Source organism: Kitasatospora sp. NPDC033851, from assembly GCF_055576085.1.
The window spans coordinates 73,252-96,976 of sequence record NZ_JBVIRL010000003.1 but is presented as its reverse complement, the minus strand read 5'-3'; the positions used below and the strand labels follow the sequence as shown (position 1 = coordinate 96,976).

At 73.4% G+C, this 23,725-nt stretch carries 14 protein-coding genes, 3 tRNA genes and 1 pseudogene; 8 read left to right on the top strand and 10 right to left on the bottom strand.

The annotated features are described in order from the left end of the window. Positions 1 to 41: 41 nt before the first annotated feature. On the top strand, positions 42 to 1,703 hold the full coding sequence (locus tag ACZ51D_RS07220; RefSeq protein WP_465661484.1) for a long-chain fatty acid--CoA ligase: 1,662 nt from the start codon (positions 42 to 44) through the stop codon (positions 1,701 to 1,703). 94 nt (positions 1,704 to 1,797) lie between these two features. On the opposite strand, the gene ACZ51D_RS07215 is transcribed toward ACZ51D_RS07220, so the two are convergent. After that, positions 1,798 to 5,346, bottom strand: coding sequence for a hybrid sensor histidine kinase/response regulator (locus ACZ51D_RS07215; protein ID WP_465661482.1), 3,549 nt, complete (start codon positions 5,344 to 5,346; stop codon positions 1,798 to 1,800). A 178-nt stretch (positions 5,347 to 5,524) separates the two neighbouring features. On the opposite strand from ACZ51D_RS07215, the gene ACZ51D_RS07210 reads away from it, so the two are divergent. From ACZ51D_RS07210 to ACZ51D_RS07185, 6 genes are all read left to right on the top strand, one after another. Continuing rightward, positions 5,525 to 5,618 (top strand) — tRNA-Ser (locus tag ACZ51D_RS07210). 241 nt (positions 5,619 to 5,859) lie between these two features. After that, positions 5,860 to 5,935, top strand: a tRNA-Arg gene (locus ACZ51D_RS07205). A 31-nt stretch (positions 5,936 to 5,966) separates the two neighbouring features. After that, positions 5,967 to 6,042 (top strand) — tRNA-Arg (locus ACZ51D_RS07200). A 402-nt stretch (positions 6,043 to 6,444) separates the two neighbouring features. Next, positions 6,445 to 9,312: an Ig-like domain-containing protein gene (locus tag ACZ51D_RS07195; RefSeq protein WP_465661480.1), complete on the top strand. Its 2,868-nt coding sequence runs from the start codon at positions 6,445 to 6,447 to the stop codon at positions 9,310 to 9,312. Positions 9,313 to 9,507: 195 nt separating this feature from the next. Then, on the top strand, positions 9,508 to 10,788 hold the full coding sequence (locus ACZ51D_RS07190; protein WP_465661478.1) for an SPFH domain-containing protein: 1,281 nt from the start codon (positions 9,508 to 9,510) through the stop codon (positions 10,786 to 10,788). Further along, a complete protein-coding gene (locus ACZ51D_RS07185; protein ID WP_360496502.1) occupies positions 10,785 to 11,816 on the top strand; it encodes a C40 family peptidase in 1,032 nt (343 codons plus the stop codon). The genes ACZ51D_RS07190 and ACZ51D_RS07185 overlap by 4 nt, the downstream gene beginning before the upstream one ends. Positions 11,817 to 11,888: 72 nt before the next feature. Here ACZ51D_RS07185 and ACZ51D_RS07180 read toward each other — a convergent pair whose 3' ends face one another. After that, entirely contained in the window at positions 11,889 to 12,845 is a 957-nt protein-coding gene (locus ACZ51D_RS07180) for an aldo/keto reductase (RefSeq protein ID WP_465661476.1), read from the bottom strand. Between the two features lie 154 nt (positions 12,846 to 12,999). Between ACZ51D_RS07180 and ACZ51D_RS07175 the strand changes: the two genes are divergently transcribed. Next, entirely contained in the window at positions 13,000 to 13,206 is a 207-nt protein-coding gene (locus tag ACZ51D_RS07175; protein WP_360496496.1) for a hypothetical protein, read from the top strand. A 54-nt stretch (positions 13,207 to 13,260) separates the two neighbouring features. Here the strand turns inward: ACZ51D_RS07175 and ACZ51D_RS07170 are convergent, their stop codons facing one another. The 8 genes and pseudogenes from ACZ51D_RS07170 to ACZ51D_RS07135 form a co-directional block, all read right to left on the bottom strand. Beyond that, entirely contained in the window at positions 13,261 to 14,253 is a 993-nt protein-coding gene (locus ACZ51D_RS07170) for an endo alpha-1,4 polygalactosaminidase (RefSeq protein ID WP_465622316.1), read from the bottom strand. 22 nt (positions 14,254 to 14,275) lie between these two features. Continuing rightward, positions 14,276 to 14,971: a spherulation-specific family 4 protein gene (locus tag ACZ51D_RS07165; RefSeq protein WP_360496490.1), complete on the bottom strand. Its 696-nt coding sequence runs from the start codon at positions 14,969 to 14,971 to the stop codon at positions 14,276 to 14,278. Then, positions 14,968 to 15,885: an NAD-dependent epimerase/dehydratase family protein gene (locus ACZ51D_RS07160; protein WP_465622317.1), complete on the bottom strand. Its 918-nt coding sequence runs from the start codon at positions 15,883 to 15,885 to the stop codon at positions 14,968 to 14,970. Before ACZ51D_RS07160 ends, ACZ51D_RS07165 begins: the two co-directional genes overlap by 4 nt. A 125-nt stretch (positions 15,886 to 16,010) precedes the next feature. Further along, positions 16,011 to 16,712, bottom strand: a pseudogene (locus ACZ51D_RS07155) (nucleotidyltransferase family protein); the annotation flags it as partial. Positions 16,713 to 16,785: 73 nt separating this feature from the next. Continuing rightward, on the bottom strand, positions 16,786 to 17,778 hold the full coding sequence (locus ACZ51D_RS07150; protein ID WP_465622319.1) for an SDR family NAD(P)-dependent oxidoreductase: 993 nt from the start codon (positions 17,776 to 17,778) through the stop codon (positions 16,786 to 16,788). Between the two features lie 176 nt (positions 17,779 to 17,954). Further along, the gene (locus ACZ51D_RS07145) at positions 17,955 to 19,481 is read right to left on the bottom strand and encodes a hypothetical protein (protein ID WP_360496481.1); all 1,527 of its coding nucleotides are present in this window, start codon (positions 19,479 to 19,481) and stop codon (positions 17,955 to 17,957) included. Then, a complete protein-coding gene (pelF, locus tag ACZ51D_RS07140) occupies positions 19,478 to 20,992 on the bottom strand; it encodes a GT4 family glycosyltransferase PelF (protein ID WP_465661474.1) in 1,515 nt (504 codons plus the stop codon). The genes ACZ51D_RS07145 and pelF overlap by 4 nt, the downstream gene beginning before the upstream one ends. A gap of 112 nt (positions 20,993 to 21,104) precedes the next feature. Beyond that, complete coding sequence (locus ACZ51D_RS07135; protein WP_465622322.1) at positions 21,105 to 23,477, bottom strand: hypothetical protein; 2,373 nt, start codon at positions 23,475 to 23,477, stop codon at positions 21,105 to 21,107. Positions 23,478 to 23,725: the final 248 nt, after the last annotated feature.

Here is a 23,725-nt window from a genome sequence, read left to right as displayed (position 1 = left end):
CGCAGGCGCTGCCGTCAGTGCCGCCAGGTCAAGGAGGACCCGTGTTCAGCACGATGCAGGACGTACCGCTCACCGTCGCCCGAATCCTGGAGCACGGGTCCACGATCCACGGCCGCTCGACCGTCACCACCTGGGACGGCTCCGGACCGGTCGTCCGCACGTACGCCGAGGTGGGCGCCCGTGCCGCGCAGCTCGCGTGCGCGCTGCGCGACGAGCTCGGGGTGGCCGGGGACGACCGCGTAGCCACGCTGATGTGGAACAACGCCGACCACCTGGAGGCGTACCTGGCCGTCCCCGCGATGGGTTCCGTGCTGCACACGCTCAACCTGCGGCTGCCCGCCCAGCAGTTGTCGTTCATCATCAACCACGCCGCCGACCGCGTGATCATCGTCAACGGCACGGTCCTCCCGCTGCTCGCCGCCGTCCTGCCGGACCTCGCGCCCACGCTCAGGCACATCGTGGTGAGCGGTCCCGGTGACCGTTCGCTGCTGGCCGGCTTCGCGGGCGGCGTGCACGAGTACGAGGAGCTGATCGCCGGCCGCCCCACCGCGTTCCCGTGGCGGAGCGACATCGACGAGCGGCAGGCCGCGGTGCTCTGCTACACCTCCGGCACCACCGGCGACCCGAAGGGCGTGCTCTACAGCCACCGCTCGGTCTACCTGCACTGCCTGCAGGTCAACACCGGCGACAACTTCGCCTTCACCCCGCGCGACACCGCGCTGCCGGTGGTCCCGATGTTCCACGTGAACGCCTGGGGCATCCCGCACGCCGCCTTCATGTCCGGCGCCAATCTGCTGATGCCGGATCGTTTCCTCCAGCCCAAGCCGATGGCCGAGATGATCGCCGCCATCCGCCCCACCGTCAGCGCCGCCGTCCCCACCATCTGGAGCGGCCTGCTGGACGAGCTCGACGCGGGCGACTACGACACCTCCAGCCTGCGCATGGTGGTCATCGGCGGCAGCGCCTGCCCGCCGTCGCTGATGCAGGGCTTCCAGGAGCGCCACGGCATCCCCGTCATCCACGCCTGGGGCATGACCGAGACCTCCCCGCTCGGATCCTTCGCCCAGCCGCCGGGCGGCCTCACCCCCGAGGAGGAGTGGCCGTACCGGATCACCCAGGGCATCTTCCCGGCCTCCGTCGAGGCCCGGCTGATCGGCCCGGGCGGCGAGCGGATGCCGCACGACGGCGTCTCGGCGGGCGAGCTGGAGGTGCGCGGCCCGTGGATCGCCGGGGCGTACTACGGCGGCGCCGGGCAGGACCCGGTCCGCCCGGACGACAAGTTCTCCGAGGACGGCTGGCTGCGCACCGGCGACATCGGCACCATCACCGCCGACGGCTACCTGACCCTCACCGACCGGGCCAAGGACGTCATCAAGTCCGGCGGCGAGTGGATCTCCTCGGTCGACCTGGAGAACCAGCTGATGGCGCACCCCGAGGTGGCCGAGGCCGCCGTGGTCGCCGTCCCGGACGAGAAGTGGGGCGAGCGCCCGCTGGCCACCGTGGTGCTGCGCCCGGGCGCGACCGTCGGGCTGAGGGAGCTGCGGGCCTTCCTGGCCGAGCGGATCGCCTCCTGGCAGCTGCCGGAGCGCTGGTCGATCGTGGAGTCGGTGCCGAAGACCTCGGTCGGCAAGTTCGACAAGAAGGTGATCCGGGCCGCCTACGCGGCGGAGGAGCTGGACGTCACGGTGCTCGGCAAGGAGTAGCCGCCGGGACGGAAGAGGCCGGCCGCCCCCGTACGGAACGGGGGCGGCCGGCCCTTCCACGCGTTCGGGGCGTGTCCCGGTGTCTCGGCGTTCCTCAGCCCGCGGCGGCGACGCCCGCCTCGCCCATCGCGCCGATCCGGCCGAGCAGGTCCACGATCCGGCCCTGGACGTCCTCGCTGGTCGAGCGCTCGGCGAGGAACAGCACCGTCTCGCCGGTGCGCAGCCGGGGCAGTTCGCGCGGGTCGAGGCCCATCGAGGTGTAGACCACCAGCGGGGTGCGGTGCAGCCGGTCGTTGGCGCGCAGCCAGTCCAGCAGGCCGACCCGGCGGCGGCGGATCTGCAGCAGGTCCATCACCACCAGGTTGGGCTGCACGCTGCTGGCCCGGGCCACGGCGTCGTTCTCGTCCACCGCGTGCTCGACGTGCATGCCGCGCCGCTCCAGGCTGCTGATCATGGCGGCGGCGATGTCCGGGTCGCCCTCGACCAGCAGCACCCGCGGGGCGTGGTGCTCGCCGTCGCGCGGCGCGAGGGCGCGCAGCAGTACGGCCGGGTCGGCGCCGTACGCGGCGTCCCGGGTGGCCTGGCCGAGACCGGCGGTGACCAGCACCGGGACGCGGCGGTTGAGCGCCGCGGTGCGCAGCGACTGCAGTGCGGTGCGGGTGATCGGGCCGGTCAGCGGGTCGACGAAGAGGGCGGCGGGGAAGCCGGAGACCTGGGCGTCGACCTCCTCGCGGGAGCTGACGATCACCGGGAGGTAGCCGCGCGCCTGGAGGGCCTGCTTGGTCGCCGGGTCCGGCTCCGGCCAGACCAGCAGCCGACGGGTGTTGGCCAGTTCGCCACCGGCGGCCGGCGGCTGCTCGTCGGCGGGCCGGGCGTCGCCGGCCGGGAGCTGGGCCATCGGGCGCGGGGCGGTCCGGGCCTCGGCCGGGACGGACTGGTGCGGGACGGACGGCTGCGGGACGGCGGGCATCGGCGCGTTGCCGAGCGGCCGCGGCGGGGCGAGCTCGCCCAGGCCGGTGCCGACCGGGCGCGGGCCCGACGGGTCCTCGGCGGCGGGCAGCGCGGGCCGGGCGGGCTCCAGCGCGGTGCCGGGGGCACCCGCGTCCTGGCCGGACGGACCGGACGGACCCGTCGGAGCGGGCAGACCGGACGGATCGGAAGGCACGGGGGACACGGCCGAACCGGGGGCGCCCACCGGCGCGTCCGGGCCGGGCCCCGGCGGGACGGCCAGCCGACGGCGGCGGCCGGTCGGCGCGGAGGCCGGCTCGGGCGGCGCGGGCACGGGCGCGGGGCCGGCCGGCAGGGCGTGCTCCAGGCCGGGGTACACCGGAGTGTCGGTCGCCCCGGGCAGTGCGAAGCCGCCGGAGGAGTCGTCGGCGGAGGGCAGGGCGCGGCGCCGGCGGGGCTTGGGCCCGCCCGCGGTCTCCTCCGGGGTGGCCCCGTCGGTCGGGGTGCCGCCCGGCGGGGTGCCGTCGGCGGCCGGGGTGTCGGCGGGGGCCGGGCCGAGCGCGAGCGGCTCGCGCCCGCCGGACCGGTTCTGCGGCGCCCGCTCGCCCTCGACGGGCACGGCGTAGGCGGGGCCGGAGCGGCCGTCGTCCTTGCCCCACGGGTCGCTCTGCACGCCGTCGGGGCCGGCCAGGCCCTGACGGCCGTACGCCGGGTCGTTGCCGGTGCCGTTCCACTGCTCGGGGACGGCCCGCTCGACCCGGGCGGGGGCGTTCGGCCACTGGTCGGCGGCGGCGTCGGGCGCGAGGTTCGTGGGGTGCGCCGGGGTCTCGGCGGCCGGTCGGCCGCGCCGGCCGCGCCGTTCGGTGGCCGGGGGCTCCTCGGCGGGTGCCTGCTCGGCCTCCGGGGCCGTGCGGCCCGGCTGCTCGGCGGCCACGGCGGGCTCGGCGGCCGCGCTGCTGCTGGGCAGCTGCGGGATGCCCGGCAGCTCGGGCAGGACGGCGCTGTCGCTCTCCTTGGGCCGGTCGGAGCGGCCCTCGGCGGCGGCGCGTTCGGCGGCGGCCTTCGCGGCGACCGGGTCCAGCGGCAGTTCGACGACGTACGTGGTGCCGGCCTTGCCGGGCAGCTCGTGTGGCTGGAGCACGCCGCCGTGCCGCTCGACCACCGCGCGGGCTATCGGCAGGTGGACGGGGCTGCCGCCGACGCCGGGGCCGCGGATCTCGACCCGGGCGACCTCGCCGCGCTGGGCGGCGGCCAGGACGACGGTCGGCGGCTCGGGGGCGGGTGGCAGCGCGGGCGCCGCGCCGCCGACCAGACCGGGCACGGCCAGCCCGGGGGAGGGGGTGGTGGGGGCGTCCAGCGCGAGGCGGACGCCGCTGACGTCGGCGACCAGGTGGGCCAGCGCCTGGGCGAGCCGCCGTTCGTCGGCGATCACCTCGACCGCGGCGGCGTGCACCGAGAACCGCACCCGGCCCGGGCCGACCAGCTCGCCGGCCTCCTCGACGGCCCGGCGGACCACCGTGTCCAGGGCGACCGGCACCCGTGCGGCGGCCTTCCGCCGGCCCTTGCCGTCCTTGGCGTCCCGGCCGTCCCCGCCGTCCTTGGTGTCCTGGGCCTCCGCCGTGCCGCTCTCGCCGGCCTCGCTGCGCTGGTGGTCGAGGACCCCGTCGATCAGCTTCCCGAAGCGGCGGCACTCGTCGGCGAGCCGGCGCAGCGTCCAGTTGGCCTCCGGCCAGAGCTGCCCGGCCGGGTCGGCGGCGAGTGCGTCCAGCCGCTGGTTCAGCGCGTTCAGCGCGCCGCCCAGTTCGTTCTCCAGGACGGCGGTGAGGTGCTCGTTGCGGGCGATCAGGGCGAGTTCGCGGCTGCGGTCGGTGAAGGTCATCACCGCGCCGACGAGCTGGTCGCCGTCCCGGACCGGGGCGGTGGTGAGGTCGACGGTGACCGGACGGCCGTCCTTGCGCCACAGCACGGTGCCGCGCACCCGGTGCTTGCGCCCGGAGGTCAGGGTGTCCAGCAGCGCGGACTCCTCCAGCGCCAGCGGGCTGCCGTCGGCCCGGGAGTGCTGGATCAGCGGGTGCAGCTCGCGCCCGCCCAGCTCGCTCGCCCGGTACTCCAGGATGTGCGCGGCGGCCGGGTTGACCAGCACGCAGCGGCCTTCGAGGTCCACCCCGAGCACGCCCTCGGCGGCGGCGCGCAGGATCATCTCGGTCTGCTTGTGCTGGCGGCGCAGCTCCGCCTCGACGCCGAGCCGGCCGGAGAGGTCGCGGACCAGCAGCAGGAGCAGGTCGGAGGAGGACGGCGAGCGGGAGCCCTCGCGGTACGGGTCGTAGGGGACGAGCGGGGAGAGCGCGTAGCCGCGGCTGGTGTCGTTGTCGTCGGCGAAGTCGTTGCCGGAGACCTCGACCGGGAAGGTGGTGCCGTCGGTGCGGTGCGCGGTCATCCGGACCGGGCGCTCGAGGGCGTCGCCGTCGCGGGTGGCCGGGCGCATCGAGCCGGGGATCCGGCTGGGGTCGAACTCGGGGAGCAGGCCCAGCACGCCCATGCCGACCAGGGAGGTGCCCGGCGCCTGCAAGGCATGGACCGCCGCGTTGTTGGCGTCCACGACGGTGCCGTTGCTGTTCACCAGCAGCAACGCGTCGGGCAGGGCGTCGAGTATGGCGGCGAGGCGAGCAGCGCCTCGGATCGGCCTGCTGCTCACGTCGACAGGTCTCCTCGGCTCGGGGCAGCTCCTCCGGATACGGCAGTATCTCATTCTTCTTTGCGGCGGGGACGACCCGCCTAGTAACGTTGGCGGTGGTTGGTGCCGAACCCCAGGGTTGTGGCATCATCATCGACACACGGAACGGGTCCGCTTCGCGCGGGTGTGCTCCATGTGGGGAGGCTTCGCCTAGTCCGGTCTATGGCGCCGCACTGCTAATGCGGTTTCGGGGTTATTCCTGATCGAGGGTTCAAATCCCTCAGCCTCCGCCAGTCGGGAGCCCCCGTCGACGATCTCGTCGGCGGGGGCTCTTCGCGTTCCCGGGGCAGGGCGGGCCGGGTCCGTGCCGGTCCCCAGCCCTCCCCGGTGCGGGCCGGGACCAGGCCCGGAGCAGGCCGGGAGCAGGCCGGGAGCAGGCCCGGAGCGGGCCCCGGGCCAATCGATTTCGCCCCACGTCGCAGGTCATGTAATGTTGTCCCCGCAACGCCCCGGAGGCAACGTTCACCAGGGCGAGCGCTCATAGCTCAACGGATAGAGCACTTGACTACGGATCAAGAGGTTGCAGGTTCGAATCCTGCTGAGCGCACCAAACTCCGCAAGATCGGGTTCGCCCGTTCCTTGCGCTCATAGCTCAACGGATAGAGCACTTGACTACGGATCAAGAGGTTGCAGGTTCGAATCCTGCTGAGCGCACCAGCGAGAAGCCCCCGGCCACCGGCCGGGGGCTTCTCTCGTTTCCCGGCCCTCGGCCCGCTCGCCGCGCCGACGGGGGCGTGCCCGGCCAGACTCCGCCCGGCGGGCGGGCCGGTCGGACAGATTTCTCCGATGAATGGTCAGGTCCCGGCCGCTGGGGTCCGCTGAATTAGCCGGGATTTCCCGTTCCTACGTCCGTCCGGGTGTGCCGATTACCGCCTACCGGATGGAATGCGGCGGTTTCGGGCAGGTCCCGTCCGGCCGCCCGGACGGCCGCCAAACGGGTGGGACACGGTCGAAAGCGCAGGTGTCGCAGGATGACCGGTCCGGGATCCGTGATTCCTTTTTGTCGGATCTTGTGCCCAGACTGCCCGTCCTCGGCAGCCGACCGCGAAGGAGAGCCGGATGAGCCGACAGTTCCCCCGCACCGCTGCCGCCCTGGCCGTCCTCACGGCCGGACTGCTGACCGGCTGGAACGCTCCGCTCTCGGTGGCCCAGCAGTCCCCTGACTCCTGGTCGGGGGACCACCGGGCGGTGCTGCCCTCCGGACTTTCCGTCCGGATCGATTTCGATGCCTCTCCTGGGGTGGCGGTCACCGCCGGATCGGGAGAATTGGCGGACCGATCCGCCGGGGGTCATTCCGCCGCCCGCTATTCGGACGGAATGCACCCCGGAAGCCCCGCGCAGACCTTCGAGCTCACCCCCAGCGGTCCGCAGACGGACGGTTCCTGGAGCACGGCGGGGACGCTCCGGCTGACTTTCTCCCGGCCCGTCCGCAATCCCCGGCTGCACCTCAGCGGGCTCGCCGCCGTCGCCACCGGGAAATCCGGCACCACCGGCACCGCGACCCGGCTGACCCTCACCGGCGGCTCGCCCACCGCCCCCACCCTGGTCAGCCGCACCGACTGGCCCGGCTGGACGGTCGACGGCACCACCCTCGCCCCCGCGGGCCGCGACGGCGCCTCCGACGGCGCGCCCGGCTCCGCCGCCGAGGGCTCGCTGGAGCTCGCCGGGACCTTCCGCACCGCACTGTTCCGGATCGAGCAGCGCTCCACCGCCCGGGCCGGCAGCGCCACCGCCCCACCCGTCCTGCGCCAGGCCTACACCGTCACCGTCGACGAGGACCTCGGCACCGCGCCGCAGGCTTACGGCAACGCCTCGCACGTGGTCTCCGACCTCTTCCTCGGCGCCGACGCCGCCAACCCGTCGCGGCGCGCCCGGAACCGCTCCGCCGAGGCCGCGGACGACGAGCCGTTGGTCCGGCTCGACCACGGCGCCTCCCTGCGCAGCCCCTTCGCCGGCCCGCCGCCGCCCAAGCTCCAGCCCGGCCGCGGCGAGTACCGGGGCGCCGACCCGTCGATCAGCTTCCCCGCCGAGGCCGCGATCGGCCGCTACTACCGGCTGACCGTCCCGGTCGCGGTCGGCGACCAGCCCGCCACCCTGGCCGGCTGGATCGATTTCGGGCACACCGGACGGTTCGAGCCCGCCGGGCGGGTGCAGACCGAGGTCCTGCCCGGCGCCGACACCGCGACCCTGGAATGGACCGTCCCACCCGGCGCCGCCTCCGGCGAGACCTGGGCCCGGCTGCGGATCGGCCGCGACACCAGCCAACTCGTCCCCTCCGGCGGGTTCGCCGACTCCGGACAGGTCTCCGACCAGCGGATCAAGCTGACCGTCGGAGCCGCCCGGCCGGAGATCGCCGAACCCGTCGACGGCACCGTCCTCGCCGACGCCCGCCCGGAGGTCAGCGGCGAGGGCGCGGTGGCCGGCGCCACGGTCGAGATCCGGGAGGGCGACGCCGCGCTCTGCAAGGCCAAGGTCGGGCGTGGCGGCGACTGGTCCTGTCGCCCCGCCGCGGCGCTGCCCGCCGGCCCGCACAGCCTCACACCGGTCGAGACCACCAGCGGCGGCGTGGTGCTGCGCGGCGAGCCGGTCAAGGTCACCGTGAAGACCGCGCCGCCGACCGCCCCCGCACTCACCCTCCCGGCCTACACCAATGACCCCGGGCTGCCGGTCACCGGCACCGGCGACGCGGGCAGCACCGTCTCGGTGACCGACCGCCCTACGGGTGGCGAGCTGTGCAGCACGGCGGTGCGGAGGGACGGCCAGTGGTCCTGCCTGCCGGTCGAGGACCTGACGGAGGGAAAGCACCAGCTCACCCCGGTCGCGGTCGACGCGGCGGGGAACCGGACGGCCGGGCAGCCGGCCACGCTGGTGGTCGACACCGTTCCGCCGGACCGGCCGGTGCTCAACGCGCCGGCCCCGGGAGCGACCCTGCGGGTCAGCCGCCCCACGCTCGCCGGACGGGCCGAACCGGGCTCGAACGTGCTGGTCACGGCCGGGTCGAGCACGAGCTCGGACCAGAGGACCGTGCTCTGCGGGGCGACGGCGGCCATCGACGGCAGCTGGACCTGCACCGCCAACCGGGACCTGACGGACGGCGAGCAGTGGCTGACCGTCACGGCCACGGACCTGGCGGGGAACGGGACCTCGGCGGACCCGGTGCGCGTGCGGGTCACCGCTGCGGCGGTGGCGCCGACTGCGGCGGTGTCGGGCTCGCTCAGCCCGTCGGTGCCGGGTCCGACGACCCCCGGCCCGACGGCGTCGGCGCCGGTCGCGTCGAGCACGACCGTGGCTTCGGCTTCGGCTTCGGCTGCGGTTTCGGCCGCGGCGAGTCCGAGCCCATCCGTTGCGGTGGCGCCCGAGGTGCCGGTGCCGGTCCCGCCGGGGGTGCTGCCGATCCCCGTGCCGCCGCCGGTCGCCCCGTCGGCTGCGGCGAGCCCGGTGGTGTCCGGCCCGTCGGCGGTTTCGTCGGGCACCGCGAAGCCGAGTCCGAGTGCGGTGGGTTCGACGGTGTCTTCGCCGAGGCCGGCTCCGGCTCCGAGCCCGTCCGTTGCGCCGGGGGCACCCGTTGCGCCGGTGGTTCCGTCGGTGTCCCCCGTCCCGACCGCTGCGAGCGCCGCGACTGCCTCTCCGACCCCGAGCCCGACCTCTGCCCTCGGTTCGTCCCGGGCGGCCGTCGTCGCCGTGATGAGCCGGCCGTCGCCGACCGGACCGGCCGGAGCCGCCGCCGGAGCCGCCGCTGAAACCGCGGACTCCGCCGAGGCCGCGGTCCGGCCGCTGCCTCTGCCGGAGGGTCCGCAGAGCGTGGTGGGCCGGTCCGGGGATTCCGGCTGGCGCGGTGGGCTCGCCGGGATCCTGCTGGTGCTCACCGGGATCGGGCTGATCACCCGTCGGGTGTTCGTCCACGGTCCTGGTGCTCGACGGCGCTGACCTGCGCCGAACTGTCCCGACCATCCGTTCATGTGCCTGCGCGTCAGGTCGGCTTTGGACGATTCGTCAGTAAATGTCGACACACCTCGGCTCAAATGTCGCATTTGATGACGTATGAACTTAGCCTGACCCTGGCACTGCCCGTCAGATCCGGGCCGCCCGTTGCGCGACACACCGACCCCAGAGGACCCGTGCATGGACGTCACCCGCGATTCTTCGCAGCGACCCGACAACCTGCCCCAAAAGCTCCCGCCGGCGCTGCCGGAACGTTCCGCCTCCGGTGCCAGTCCGCTGGCCAGAGTCACGGCGGTCACGATGGCCAAGGTCGCCAAACCGGTCGGCCCGGCCGACGGCGGCCCGGCGACCACCCCGATGGCCGTCGTCCCCGCGCCGTCGTCCGCCGACCCGGCGGACCTGCGGGATCCGCTGGAGACGGCGGCCACCCCGGAGACCGTCGAGCTGCCGGACGCCACCGCGGTCGGCGCCGCCACCGCCTCCCGGCGCCCGCCGCGCGCCGACCAGGCAGTGCGCGAGCACGGCGCCACCACGCTGCCCGGCTGGATCGCCCTGCTGGTGGTGCTGCTCGGGCTGGCCGGAATGCTGTTCCTCCTGCTGCGCACCGGCGTCGTCCCGCACTGGGACGTGCTGCCCGACCTGCGCGGCGCCGCCGCGCGGGCGAGCGGGCGGGCGGACGTGGATGCCACGTCGATCGCCGAGGTCAGCGCGGTCGGCCTGCTGGTGGTGGTCGCGCTCGCCGGGCTGCTGGCCAACGCGGGCGGCGAGACCCGGGTGCTGACCCGCTGGGGCCGCTACCGGGGCACCGTCCGCCGGACCGGTCTGGTGTGGGTCAACCCGCTGCTGCGCCGCCGTCGGATGGACGTGCGGCTGCGGCACTGGCGCAGTGAGCCGGTGAAGGCGGTCGACCGGACCGGCACGCCGATCGTGGTCCGGCTGCTGATCGTCTGGCGGGTCAAGGACACCGCGCGGGCGCTGCTGGCGATCGAGGACCACGAGGACTACCTGCGCGAGCAGATCCAGGCGGTGCTCACCCGTACCGCGTCCATGCTGCCCTGTGACAGCAACGCGGCGCCCGGGCCCGCGCTGCGCGACGGGCAGTGGTTCGCCGACGAGCTGACCAGGTCGCTGGCCGCCGAGGCCGCCCCCGCGGGCCTGGAGGTGTACTCGGTGCAGCCGCTGGCGCTGGACTACGCGCCGGAGGTCGCCGAGTCGATGCGCCGCCGCCGGCTGGCCGACCTGGACGCGGGCCTGCGGACGGTGCTGGTGGACGACGCGGTGGAGGCGGCGGCGCTCGCCGTCCGACGCCTGGAGCGCGTCACCGCGCACGAACTGGACGAGGCCGCCCGCAGCGCGCTGATGGAACAGCTGCTGGTCGCCTTCGTCGCCCCGGCCGGAGTGGCCGCCTCGGTACCGTCCCCGGCCGCCCGTGCCGGGCGGAAGGAAGGACGACCCGCATGAGGATAGCCACCGGCGCGTACGCCGAACCCGCCGTCACGGTCGGCTCGGTCGGCCTCGACGAGGATCCCGGCCTGATCGGCTTCGAGGAGCGTCTCGGCAGCATCCCCGCGATCGCCGGCTGCGGCTGCCCGAACTGCGCCCCCCGGCCGCGCACCGCCCACGGCGCCGCGGCGGCCGGCGGCAGCCGGATACACCGCGCCGTGCGGAGCACCTGTCTGGCCACCACCGTGCTGGCGGGCGCCGGCGTGGTCGGCCTGACGGCCGGTGCCGGGTCCGCGCACGCCGCGGCCGGGAAGCAGGGCTGGGACGGGTCGAAGTACTGGTTCAAGAACAGTGCGGGCGAGTGGCGCTGGACCGGACACTACGACGTCTACGCGAGCCGCACCGGCCGGTCCACCGGCTCGAGCGGCTCCGGTGGGTCCGGTGGGTCCGGCGGGTCCACCGCCTCGGGCGCCAAGGCCGTCTCCAACGGTTCGGCCTCCTCCTACGGCCTGCGCCAGGGCTGGGACGGGTCGAAGTACTGGTTCAAGAACGGCAGCGGCGAGTGGCGCTGGACCAGCCACTACGACGTCTACCTGAACCGCACCGGTCAGTCCGGCGGCGGTTCGGCCCCGGCGCCCGCCCCGCCCGTGAGCCGTCCGTCCGCGGACACCGCGCCGGCCTCCGAGAGCGAGGAGACCGCCGTCGACTACGCGCTCGCCCAGCTGGGCAAGCCGTACGTCTGGGGCGGCAACGGCCCGTCCGGCTACGACTGCTCGGGACTGGTGCAGCAGGCCTACCGGCGGGCGGGGATAAGCCTGCCGCGGGTGGCCGACGACCAGTACGCGGCGACCACGCCGATCAGCGCGGGGCAGCTGCGCCGCGGCGACCTGGTGTTCTGGTCGGACAGCGGCCGCGCCTCGGGGATCCACCACGTGGGGATATACCTGGGCGGCGGCACGTTCGTCGAGGCGCCCCGGCCGGGCAGGACCGTCCGGGTCTCGACCCTCAACTCGGGCTACTACCCGACCCACTTCGGGCGGCCGTAGCGCCGGGAGACGCCACCGGGCCCCCGACAGCATCGCGCTGTCGGGGGCCCGGTGGCGTGCGCGGGTCGGTGCTCAGGCGAGGGAGGCGGCGTCCAGCAGGGCGGTCTGCTCCGGGGTGAGCTTCAGCGTGGCGCCGGCCAGCAGCGGCGGGAGCTGCTCGACGGTGCGGGCGCTGGCGATCGGGGCGGCGACCGTCGGACGGGCGGTGAGCCAGGCCAGGGCGACGGTGGCGAGCTCGACCTCGTGCTCGGCGGCGACGGTGTCCAGCGCCTCCAACACCTTGGGCCCGCGCGGCTCGTCGAGGTAGCGGGCGGCGCCCTCGGCGCGGGCGCTGTCCACGCCCGCGCCGCCCGGGCGGTACTTGCCGGTCAGGAAGCCGGAGGCGAGCGCGTAGTACGGGACGGTGGCCAGACCGTGCTCGGCGACCACGTCGGCCAGCGGGCCCTCGAAGGTGTCGCGCGAGACCAGGTTGTAGTGCGGCTGGACGGCGACGTACTTCGCCAGTCCCTCGCGCTCGGCGAAGGCCAGCGCCTCGGACAGCCGCTCGGCGCCGATGTTGGAGGCGGCGACCGCGCGGACCTTGCCCTCGCGGACCAGCTCGTCCAGGGCGGTGACGAACTCCTCGACCGGGGTGTCGTCGTCCCGGTGGGTGTAGTACAGGTCGATCCGCTCGACGCCCAGGCGGCGCAGCGACGCCTCGGCCGAGGCCTTGATGTTGGCGGCGCCGAGGCCGCGCGCGTCGGGGTGCATGCCGACCTTGGTGGCGATCACCACGCCGTCGCGGTTGCCGCGGCTGCGCAGCCAGTTGCCGAGGACGGTCTCGGACTCGCCGCCGGTGTTGCCCGGGGCCCAGGCCGAGTAGACGTCGGCGGTGTCGACGAAGTTGCCGCCGGCGGCCGCGTAGGCGTCCAGGACCGCGAAGGACTGCTGCTCGTCGGCCGTCCAGCCGAAGACGTTCCCGCCGAGGGAGAGCGGGAAGACGGACAGGTCGGAGGTGCCGAGGCTCACCCGGCTGTGGTTTCCGGTCATGATCGCAGTCAACCCGATTCCGCAGTGGGGCATTCCGTGCGCCGGGTGGTGTTCACGAGCCTGTCGTACCACCGTCGCACGCCGGGGTGGTGCGCCGGCCGGGAAGGGGGTCCGGGCTGTGCCTGAGGTGGGCCGATTCGTTAGAGTCCCTGCCATGGCTGACAACGACTACGACCCCGCCGGCAGCACCCAGATGTTCCGGGCGTTCGTCGACGAGACCCCGGCACGCCAGGAGCCGGGCAACGTTTCCACCTACGGCCGCAGCACCAGCGGCGGCGGCAACCGTACCGGCGTGATCGCGCTGGTCGCCGTCGTCGTGCTGGCCGTGCTGGGCACCGTCATCTGGCTGGCGGTCAAGTGACCCTCGCGCGGGTGACCCTCGTCCGGGTCACCCGCGCGACGGGAGTGGAACACCTCAGCAGGGCTTGCGCCAGGCGTTCAGCTCGAGCTTCTTCTGCATCGAACTGAAGCCCAGCGACTTGGCCTTGGCGCAGAACTGGTCCGTGTCGAGCTTGTACTCGACATGGAAGACCGCCTTGCCCGCCTTGACGAAGGGTGCGACGCGGTCGCACTCGTCGAACTGCGAGCACTCCTCGTTGACCGCGAAGTCGAAGTCCGGCAGCAGCGCGGGGATCTGGTCCAGGTCGTTCTTCAGGCCGATGGCCAGGCCGCGTTCGTGCGCGAGCCGGGCCAGCATCCGGTTGTACTTGAGCTGGTCGTCGGGCGTCAGCGGGAAGCCGCTGTTCTGGTTGTAGGCCTCGATGGTGTCCGGCTCGATGGCGTCGAAGCCCTTGCTCTTGCACATGTCGAAGCGGGCGGCCATCAGCGGCTTCAGCTGGTCGAGCTTGCGGATGTCGAACCACTTCTCGCCCTTCCAGCCGGTGTCCGAGCCCTGGAGGGCCTTGGCGAAGGCGGTGGCGTCCGGGCGGAAGTTCTCCCAGGAGCCGGCGTTGAGGTAGCAGATCACCTTGCGGCCCTTGGCGTGCAGCGCGGCCACCACCGAGGCGTCGTTCTCGAAGCCGTCGATGTCGTAGACCGGGACGTCCACCGACTGGTCCACGGTGCCGCCGCCGAGCTGCCACTGCCAGGCCAGGCCCGGGGTGGGCTGCCAGCGGGCGCCGGTCGGCGGCGGGGCGGTGGTGCCGGGCGGGGTGGTGCCCGGGGGAGTGCTGCCGCTCGGCGTGCCCGGGGTCGCGCTCGTGGCGGGGTCGCTGGGCGTGCCGTCGGGGGTGCCCGGGTCGGTGGTGCCGGGGGTGCCCGGGGCGGTGGCCGCGGGCGGGGTGCTCGGGGAGCCGTCGGCCGAGTCGCCGTCGTCCTCCGAGCCGGAGCTGCTGCACGAGGTGGCCAGCAGGGCGGTGGCGGTGGCGAGGGCCAGGGCGGCCGGCAGGAGCCGGGTGCGGCGGTTCACGGTAGTCGAACTCCGGATCGGGTCAGGTCAGTTCAGCAGCGGTCAGACCGTACGGCAGAGTGCGCCAGGGGTTCTCCCCGGCGCCGGGGACGGCGCAGCCGACACCGGCCCGACGGGCGGCGATCAGGGCGGTGGCGTCCTGGGCGTGCTCGGACGGGACGTCGTAGACCAGGTGGCAGAAGCGGGAGGCCGCGTGCCGGCCGGTCCACAGCGGTTGCGTCATCGCGCGGTAGGTGTCCCAGTCCCCCTCGAAGGTGACCAGCAGGTCGGCCAGGCCGACCTCGGCGTAGCCCGGGTCGGGGTGCTCGCCGTGGCCGAAGATCACGGTGCCGCAGCCGGCCGCGCGGGCCGCCGTGGCCAGCCGCCGGTAGTGCGCCAACGCGCCCGGGTGGGTGGTCACCTGGTCGAGGTAGACGCCGGTGATGCCATGTCGCTGGCGGTACGTCAGGATGTCCGCGACCACGGCCGCGTGGGACCTGTGGCCGTAGTCGGTGTCGGTGTACCCGACCAACGGCAGTCCCGCCGCGCGGAGTTCTTCGGCAGCCTCGGCGAAGACGTTGTCCGGGACCTCGCCCGGGCCGTCGGCGAGGTTGAGCACGACGGCGGCGATCCGGTCGGGGTCGGCGGCGGCGACCGCCTGCCAGGCCGCCGGGTCCACCGCGGGGTGGACGTACAGCGGCACCAGCAGGCGGCCGTCGGGGTGGTGCCCGGTGGTCATGCGACCACCGGGGTCGGCGTGGGCTCGGCGGTGCTGAGCCACAGGTCGCGCAGGGTGTCGGCGAGGTCCGTCTCCGGGTGCCAGCCGAGCTCCCGGGCGGCGGCCGAGACGTCGGCCTGCTGCCAGGAGACCGCGGCCGAACGCTCGGAGCCGGCCCCGCTCTCGTCGATCCGGCCGGTGAAACCGGCCGCGGCGACCAGGCCGTCGGCGATCGCCCGGACCTGCTTGGCCTGCCCGGAGGCGAGGTTGAGCACCCGGGGGAGCGGACGGTCGGCCGCGACCGCCAGGCCGACCGCCTCGGCGACGTCCCGGGCGTCGACGAAGTCGCGGTAGGCGGAGAGGTCGCCGACCGTGACCACGCCGTCGGTGCCCTCGGGCGCCACCCGGCGCAGCTCGGCGGCCAGCCGGCCGGGCAGCGAGCCCGCCGGTGCGCCGGGGCCGACCGGGTTGAACACCCGCAGCACGACGGCGTCCAGCGGCGAGCCGGCCACCGCGAGGGAGCCGGCCAGCTTGGTCGCGCCGTACACGCCGACCGGGCGGGCGTCGGCGTCCTCGGGCAGCGAGCTGCCCTGTGCGCAGACGCCGTACTCGCCGGCCGAACCGATGTGCACCAGGCGGGCCTTCGGGACGCCGAGCTGCAGCGCCTCGCAGAGCACCGCCGGGCCGCGGGCGTTCACCTCGGCGAGCTTGACCGCGCTGCCGGCCACCGCGCCGGCGAAGTTGACCACCGCGTCGGGGGCCAGCGCGGCCAGTTCCTCGCCGAGCGGGCCGGCCTGGGCGGTGGCCAGGTCCAGCCGAAGGTCGTGAGTGGACCGCCGGCCCGCGGTCAGCACGGTGGCACCGGGCAGCGACCGCAGGACGGTGGTGGCGTGACGGCCCAGGAAGCCGTCGCCGCCGAGGAGCAGGATTCTCACGCGGCCCGTCCGTCGCTCTCGGCGCCCGCGGCGGCGGGCTCGTCGGACGTGTCGTCCGGGGCGGTGCGGGCGGCCGGGAGCGGCAGCTCCGCCACGCCCGGCACGACGCCGACCGACTCGAAGGGCATCAGGACCGGGCGGATGGTCGAGAACTCGGCGTTGGCCCGGTCGTAGTCGTCCGGGCGGCCGATGTCGAGCCAGTAGCCGCCGAAGTCGTACGCGGCCGGCGGGGTCTTGGCGGCCAGCAGGTCCAGCACCAGCTCGTCGAAGCCCAGCGGCAGGCCGGGGGTGTACTTGGCGAGCGCCGAGCGCGAGACGCCGTACACGCCCATCGAGACGCGGTAGTCGATGCTGGGCTTCTCCTGGAAGCCGGTGATGGTGCCGGAGTCGGTGGTCAGCACGCCGAAGTCGATCTTGACCTGGCGGGCGTAGGTGGCGATGGTCAGCGGGGCACCGGACGTCTCGTGGTGCTTGAGCACCCCGGCGAAGTCCAGGTCGGTGAGGATGTCGCCGTTCATCACCAGGAAGTGCTCGGGCAGGCGGTCCTGCATGGTGAGCAGCGGGCCCATGGTGCCGAGCGGGCTGTCCTCGACGGCGTAGCCGACCCGCAGGCCCCACTGGGAGCCGTTGCCGACGTAGGCGCGGATGATGTGGCCGAGGTGGCCGATGGCCAGGGTGACGGTCTTGAAGCCCGCGGCGGCGAGCTGGCGCATCACGATCTCCAGGATCGCGTGCTGGTCGCCGATCGGAACGAGCGGCTTGGGAAGCGCGGTGGTGTACGGGCGGAGGCGGACGCCCTTGCCGCCGGCCAGGATCACTGCGTGCATGGTTTTTCCCCCACGGAAAGGATGTGCAGGCCACGAACCTTGGTTACCAGGACGAACATGATCGTGAAGGCGGTCAGACGTTGTAGATGTCGGTCTTGTAGCGAGCCAGGTTGGCCGGGTCGCGGAAGAACTCGATGGTCTGCTCCAGGCCCTGCTCCAGGCTGAACTGCGGGGCCCAGCCAGTGGCCTTGCGCAGCCGGGTCGCGTCCGCGACCAGGCGCATGACCTCGGAGTTGGTCGGACGGATGCGCTGCTCGTCCTCCTTCACCACCAGGTCGACGCCCATCAGCTTGCCGACCAGGGTGACCAGGTCGCCGACCGAGATCTCGCCGCCGGTGCCGGCGTTGAAGGTGCGGCCGACCACCGTCTCGGCGGGCGCGGTGCCCACCGTGCGGAAGGCGTTGGCGGTGTCCTTGACGAACGTGAAGTCGCGGGTCGGGCGCAGGTCGCCCAGGGTGATCTCGGTCTGGCCGGCCGCGACCTGCGCGATCACGGTCGGGATGACGGCGCGCATCGACTGGCGCGGGCCGAAGGTGTTGAACGGGCGCAGGGTGACGACCGGGGTCTCGAAGCTGGCGTGGTAGCTGTCCGCCAGCCGGTCCCCGCCGGCCTTGGAGGCGGCGTACGGGGACTGGGTGTTGATCGGGTGGTCCTCGGTGATCGGCACGGTCTGCGCGGTGCCGTAGGTCTCGCTCGTGGAGGTGTGCACCAGGCGCGGGATCTCCAGGTGGCGCACCGCCTCCAGCACGTTCAGGGTGCCGGTGACGTTGGTGTCCACGTACGAGTGGGGAGCGCGGTAGGAGTACGGGATCGCGATCAGGGCGGCCAGGTGGTAGACCGCCTCGGTGCCCTTGACCAGGCCGTTGACCGAGCCCGGGTCCCGGACGTCGCCGAGGATGATCTCGACCGAGTCCAGCACCTCCTCGGACAGGGTCTCCAGCCACCCGAAGGAGGAGAAGGAGTTGTACTGGACCATCGCGCGGACGTGGTGCCCGTCGGCGACCAGGGTCTCGACGAGGTGGGAGCCGATGAAGCCCTCGGCTCCGGTAACCGCGACGCTGCTCATGCGGGGTTCGCTTTCTCGATCTGCCGGGGCGGCCGGACGCTCTGTGGTGGTCGGCCGCCGGTGGCCCGGTGGGTGTCTCAGGTGAAGCGGGTACAGCGGTGCACGCGAAGGAGGCGTGCGGGATATTCGATGTGGATCAGAACTGGTTCGGATGTGGTGCGGGTGGTGCGGGTGGATCAGCGGTGCTGGGTGGTGCGGCCGAGCGCGGGCCCGGCGATGGCGGTGAGGAGGACGGCGGCCGCCCCGCAGCCGGTCAGCTGCAGGACGATCGGATCCACACCGGTCAGCAACCCGGCGCTCTCGGCACCCGCGGCGGCCAGACAGATGAGGGCGGTGCTCCAGCTGAACCCGAAGGCGTTCAGCAGCAGCGCCAGCCAGAGCGAGCCGCCGAGGAGCAGCATCGCGCCGAGCTGCGGCACGCCGAGCGCGGGAGCGCCGGGCCACAGCACGGTCGCGGCGGCGTCCAGCGCGGCCACGGTGGTGAGGTAGATGAACAGGCAGCCGAGCAGGATCCCGCCGGTGCGGCGGGTGAACTGGCCGCTCGTGTGGCTGATGCGCAACGCGGCCACCGCCATCGCCCGGTAGCGGAAGAGCAGCCACTCGGCGAGACCGAGACTGAGCGTCAGCGCGATCATGGCCGGGCCGGTCGGGGTGGTCGACGTCGCCTGCGTGGCGTGGCCGCCGGTCTGCACGGCCTGGTGGATGGTCGTGCCCAGGCCGGCGATCAACGTGAGCGCGCCGCAGGCCAGGCCGAACAGCAGGTGCGGGACCTCCTGGCGGAGCGGCAGCTTCAGCGACACGGACTCGCGTTCACCGCCGCGGACACAGACCAGCAGCTCCCGGACGGCCAGCCCGGTGGCCAGCACCACCGAGGCGAGCAGCACGACCGTACGGACCACCTGCGGGACGTCCGCCGCCAGCACCACGCCCGCGCCGACCGAAGCCGGCGCCAGCGCCAGCAGCAGGAACTTCTCCCGGCCGAGCACCAGCAGCACGGTGGCCGCGCCCAGGTAGCAGGACTGCCCGGCGGCGAAGCACAGCGCCCCGAGCGGCCCGCCCACCACGTACGCGGCGGCGGCCGCGATCAGCGCGCCGAGCGGTGCGCCGACGGTCAGGCAGACCGCGGCCTCCCGACGGCGCAGCCGGCCCAGCCAGCGGTACGCGCGGTGCGCCAGGGCCTGGTTGAAGCCCCAGCTGACCAGCGTGGCGATCGACAGCGCGAGCATGCCCGAGGGCAGGCCGAAACGCATCCGGGCGGTCGCGAACAGGTTGGCGCCGAGCAGGTAGCCGAGGCCGGGCAGGGCGAACACCAGGCCGCGCACGACGCAGCGCCAGGGGTCGGCCCGCCAGGGATTGGCGAACTCGGAGCTCTGGCCGGGGTAGCGGCGCGGGACCTTCTCGAACAGCTCCTCGGCGACGGTGAACGCGTCGGGGCGGCCGTACAGCAGGGCCGCCTGCTCGTCCGAGAGGCCGTCGGACTCCAGGATGGCCGCGATCTCGTACGGGTGGACGGCGTCGGCGCAGATGTCCCGCAGACGCTCGGCGAGTTCGTCCAGCGGGTCCGCGGAGAGGCCGAGCTGCTCCTCGGGCCCGGGCTCGGGCTCGGTCGGGGCGGGACGGCGGAGCTTGAGCGGCAGCGTGCGCAGCTGCATCGTCCGCTCGGAACCGCCCTCGTCCGGAACAAGACGCAAAGGACCGCTCATGCGCCCACCTCGCTCGGCTCGGGCCGGGCGGTGGCCAGCTGCTCGTCCCAGTCGGGGCTGGGGGCCTGGTCGGTGACGGCCACCATGCCGCCGGGCATCCAGCGGGCGGTGCCCAGGAGCTCGGTGTAGATGCCGCGGAAGCCGTCGATGTTCTGGCGCAGCGTGAACTGTTCGATCACCCGCAGTCGGGCTCCTTCGCCGAGCCGGGCGCGCCGTTCGGCGTCGCGCAGCAGCTCGATCGCGGCGGCCGCCATCGGCTCGGGCTCGCGCGGCGGGACGACCAGGCCGGTGTCGCCGACGGCCTCGCGGACGCCGCCGACGTCGGTGGAGACGGTCGCGCGGCCGCAGGACATCGCTTCGATCAGGGTGAACGGGAAGCCCTCGCTGATGCTGGAGAGCATGACCACGTTGCCCGCCGCGTAGGCGTCGGTGATGTCGGCGACGCGGCCTTCGAAGGCCACCGAGTCGGCTATGCCGAGTTCGGCGGCCAGGGTTATGCAGCCGTCCCGGTAGGCCTCGCCGCCCTTGGGCGTGCCCCCGAAGAGCCGCAGCCGCGCCTCGGGGATCTCGCGGTGGACGATGGCGAAGGCCCGGATCAGCGTCTCCAGGTCCTTGATCGGGTCGACCCGGCCGGCCCAGCTGAGGGTCGGGGTCTCGGGTTCGGGGCCGGCGGGCGGGAAGGCCGCCGGGTCCACCCCGTTGTAGACGGTGCGGATGTGCGCGGACGGCGTGCCGCCGCGCTCCTCCCAGCGCCGGTTGTACCGGTTGCCGGGGGTGACCAGCGCGGCCACCCGGTAGCTCTCCTCGGCGAGCATCCGGTAGAAGCCGAGCAGCAGCGCCTTGACCGGCCAGCGGTACGGGCCGGTGCGGTAGCCGAGGTAGCGCTCGCGCAGGTAGATGCCGTGCTCGGTGAGCAGAAACGGTACGCCGTACTGCTGGGCGGCGATCAGCCCGGGCAGGGTGGCGAGGCCGCCGCTGGCCGCGTGCGCGACGCCGTCCTTCGGCGGCTCGACCGAGAGCGGCCGCAGGGCGTGCTCCAGCAGGTCGGTCGCGTTCAGGGCGTCGTGCAGGGTGGGCCGGGAGACGGCGGTGGGCAGGTAGTCCCGGGTCCACACGTGCTGGAGGGTACGGAGCGCACGCTCGCTGCGCAGCGCCGGGCTGAGCAGCCCGCGCCGGGCGAGGTCGGCGAAGCCGTACAGCTCGGTGCCGAAGTGCGTGGTGTAGACCGGATCGAGGATGGAGTGCAGGAAGCGCTCGTACGCGTTGAGGAAGCGCCGCATCTCCTTGCCGCGGGGCGGCCTGGCCTCGGAGGCCGGGCCCCACAGTGGAGCGGTCGTGACCGACTTGACGTTGGCGGGCAATTCCCAGGCCAGTGCTTCGTGGCCGGTCCCGGTGACGGCGATGACGTCGAAGTCGACGTCCGGCATGCCCTGAACGAGCTGGTCGCACCAGACACTCACGCCGCCGTGCTGGTGCGGATACGTCCCCTCGGTGAGCAGGGTGACGCGCATCTCCTGTCCCCCCTCCTGTTCTTGCGTCGGTTCCGGCCTGGGTGGCCGGAACGGGCGCCGTGGCGGGGTCGGGCCGGTTGTCCGGTCCGACCCCGTCAGCGGCTGGTACGGGTTACCGGTTGCCGGAGCGTCCGGTGGTGCTGATCGGCGTGGCCGTCCCCCCAGAGGCCTTGCCGTTCTTCGCCGCGGTCTTGTCGCCGCGGCCGTTCTGGCCCTTGTCGCCGTGACCGTTGTTATCAGCGGTCACGCCCTTGCCGGGCACCGGGGCCCCGCTGCCCGGCACCAGGGACGGGGCCGGCTTGCGGGTGGTGTCGCTCGGGCCCACCGGGACCGGGGTGGCGACGCCCTGCGGGACGACCGTCTTGTCCGCCGGCGCCGGGGCCGGGACGGACTTGGCGGCGACGCTCGGCGCGACGGGCGCCGGGGCGGCCGGGGCGGACGGCAGCTGCAGGGTGATGTTGCTCTGCAGGGCGCCCGGGGACACCCAGCCGGAGAGCGTACCGGCATAGGACGAACCGAAGGCGGTCGATCCGATGGCCAGCTTCTGAGCGGTTCCGGTCGGCATGGTGGCCTGGACCTGAACGCCGGCCGGCGCGTTGACCGTGACGGTGTTGCCGACCCGGTAGGCGGTGATCTGGCCGGCGGCGAGGGCCGTGTTCCAGGCCGCGCGCTTCTGGAACTCCTGGCCGATCTCGCGCTCGCCGAGGTTCACGATCGGGGTGTTGGCGGCGTACAGCGACCGGTAGGTCCCGAGGATCTTCTCCAGCACCGGGTAGAGGATCTTGTCCTCGGACAGGTTCGACTGGTGGATGAAATGCGGCCGCGGGTCGTTGTTCAGCACGTGGCCGAGGTCGATCCGGGCCTCCAGCGGCACGATGTACGACTGGTAGCCGGTGTTGACGTCCAGCGGCGCCGACAGGCAGGTCGAGTTGGCGTTGTTCTCGCAGACGCCGCTGCCGCCGTTGGCCTTGCTGGTGTAGATCCAGTTGTACTCGTCGGCCTCCTCCTTCGCCGTGCCGGCGTTGTAGAAGACGTTCATCGGGTACCGCGGCACGGTCAGCGTGGAGGAGCCGACGGCCCGCTGGGCGGGCTCGCGCGAGGCGTCGCTGCCGGTGAACTTGATGCCGTTCGCGGCCAGCGCCGGAGCCAGGTACGGGTTGTCGCTGGTCTCCTGCGGGGCGGTCAGCAGGCCGGAGTGCTCGCCGGTGACCAAGGCCTGCGGGTCGGGCTTCAGACCGTTCGCCGTGGCCCAGTCGAAGTTGTTCTTGATCTGGGTGGAGATGGTGTTCTGGTCGACCCAGACCGTGCCGCCCGAGGCGTTCTTGGTGCAGACCCACGGCACCACCGAGACGTCCTGGACGCAGCCCAGGTACGGGTGGGTGTACGTGTGGTTGACCCAGCGGTAGCTGTTCTGGTCGGCGATCATCTGGTTCGCCGTCGGGTCCACGGTGGTCGCGTGGTCGGCCTTCCAGTCCTCGCTGCCGCCACCGTTGAACACCATGTCGAGGGTGAAGTTGTTGGCGGTCTGCCACTGCTTGAGGTACTGCGCGTCGGCCTGGGTCATCCGGATCGGGTTGGCGGTGTCCGGGGTGCCGGGCGGGCAGGTGACGTCGCCGGGGGTGCACTTCAGCACGGTGTCCCAGCGGTCGTCGGCCAGGAAGACGTCGTCCACGTGGGCCGCGAAGTAGTTGCGGTCGTAGCCGAGGTGGACGCCCTGGGTGATCCAGTCGACCATGCCGCGGGCCAGCAGGCGGTACTGCTGCTGGTACTGGTTGTAGACGAAGGTGACGACCAGCTCCTTGCGGCCGTCGTGGGTGTACTCGCCGACCAGGGACCCGCGCGAGGTGGTGCTGGGGATCGGGGCGTCGACCAGCGGGACGAAGGAGGCACCGGCCGGGAGGTTGGCGAGCGGGGCCGCCAGGTAGCCGTAGCTCTCACTGACGCTCGGGTCGTTGTCCTCGAACGGGACACTGCCCTTGAGGTACCCGAACGGTCCCGAAGTTCCGGCCGAGGTGGTGGCGCCCTGGAATCCGTCGAGAGTACCGACGAAACCGGGATTCTGAGCGTAGTTCAGCCCCACCGCCGGACTGGCCCACGTGTACGCGTCGATCTGGCGGATGTTGAAAGCGGCTTCGTAGCTCGCGATGGCCGTCATCTCGGCGGCACTGTTGGGGAAGGGGTTTTCGTTGGGCAGCACGATGCCCTGGAACTTCCCCCGGGGCTGACCGTTCACCGTGTCACTCAGGAAAGCGGAGTTGATGACGGGACGGTTGGGGTCATTGAGGCTGATGACCTTGTACGGCGTGCCCTGGCTCTTCAGCTCTGCGGTGATGGCCGCGACCGAGGGGCCGCCGTCGTCGACGACCAGGATGGTGAGGTCGATCCTGGGCGGCGTGGTGTCGCCAAAGGCCAGGGTGGTCTGCAGGCCGCTGGCCAGCAGAACTGCCGCCGCGCACGCGGCGACTCTTCGGGTCGCTCGACCCATGGTTGATCCTCCCCTTGGGCCAGGCGTCGCGCTGCTCGGCGCTCGCCTGCCCGTGTAGCTGTTCGCGGGCAGCAGGCTGCCCGGGGCCCATCCTGGTCGAGGGTCGGCCGTGCGAGGGACCAAAAGGGCGAGAGTGCAGCGAACCTGTTACCAACGTTCATGGCGATGCCATGAAGGCGCTGATTGTGACCGGAACTGTACCGGTGGCGCAAATAATGAATTGAAAATGAAAAACCGGAAGCTGAGCG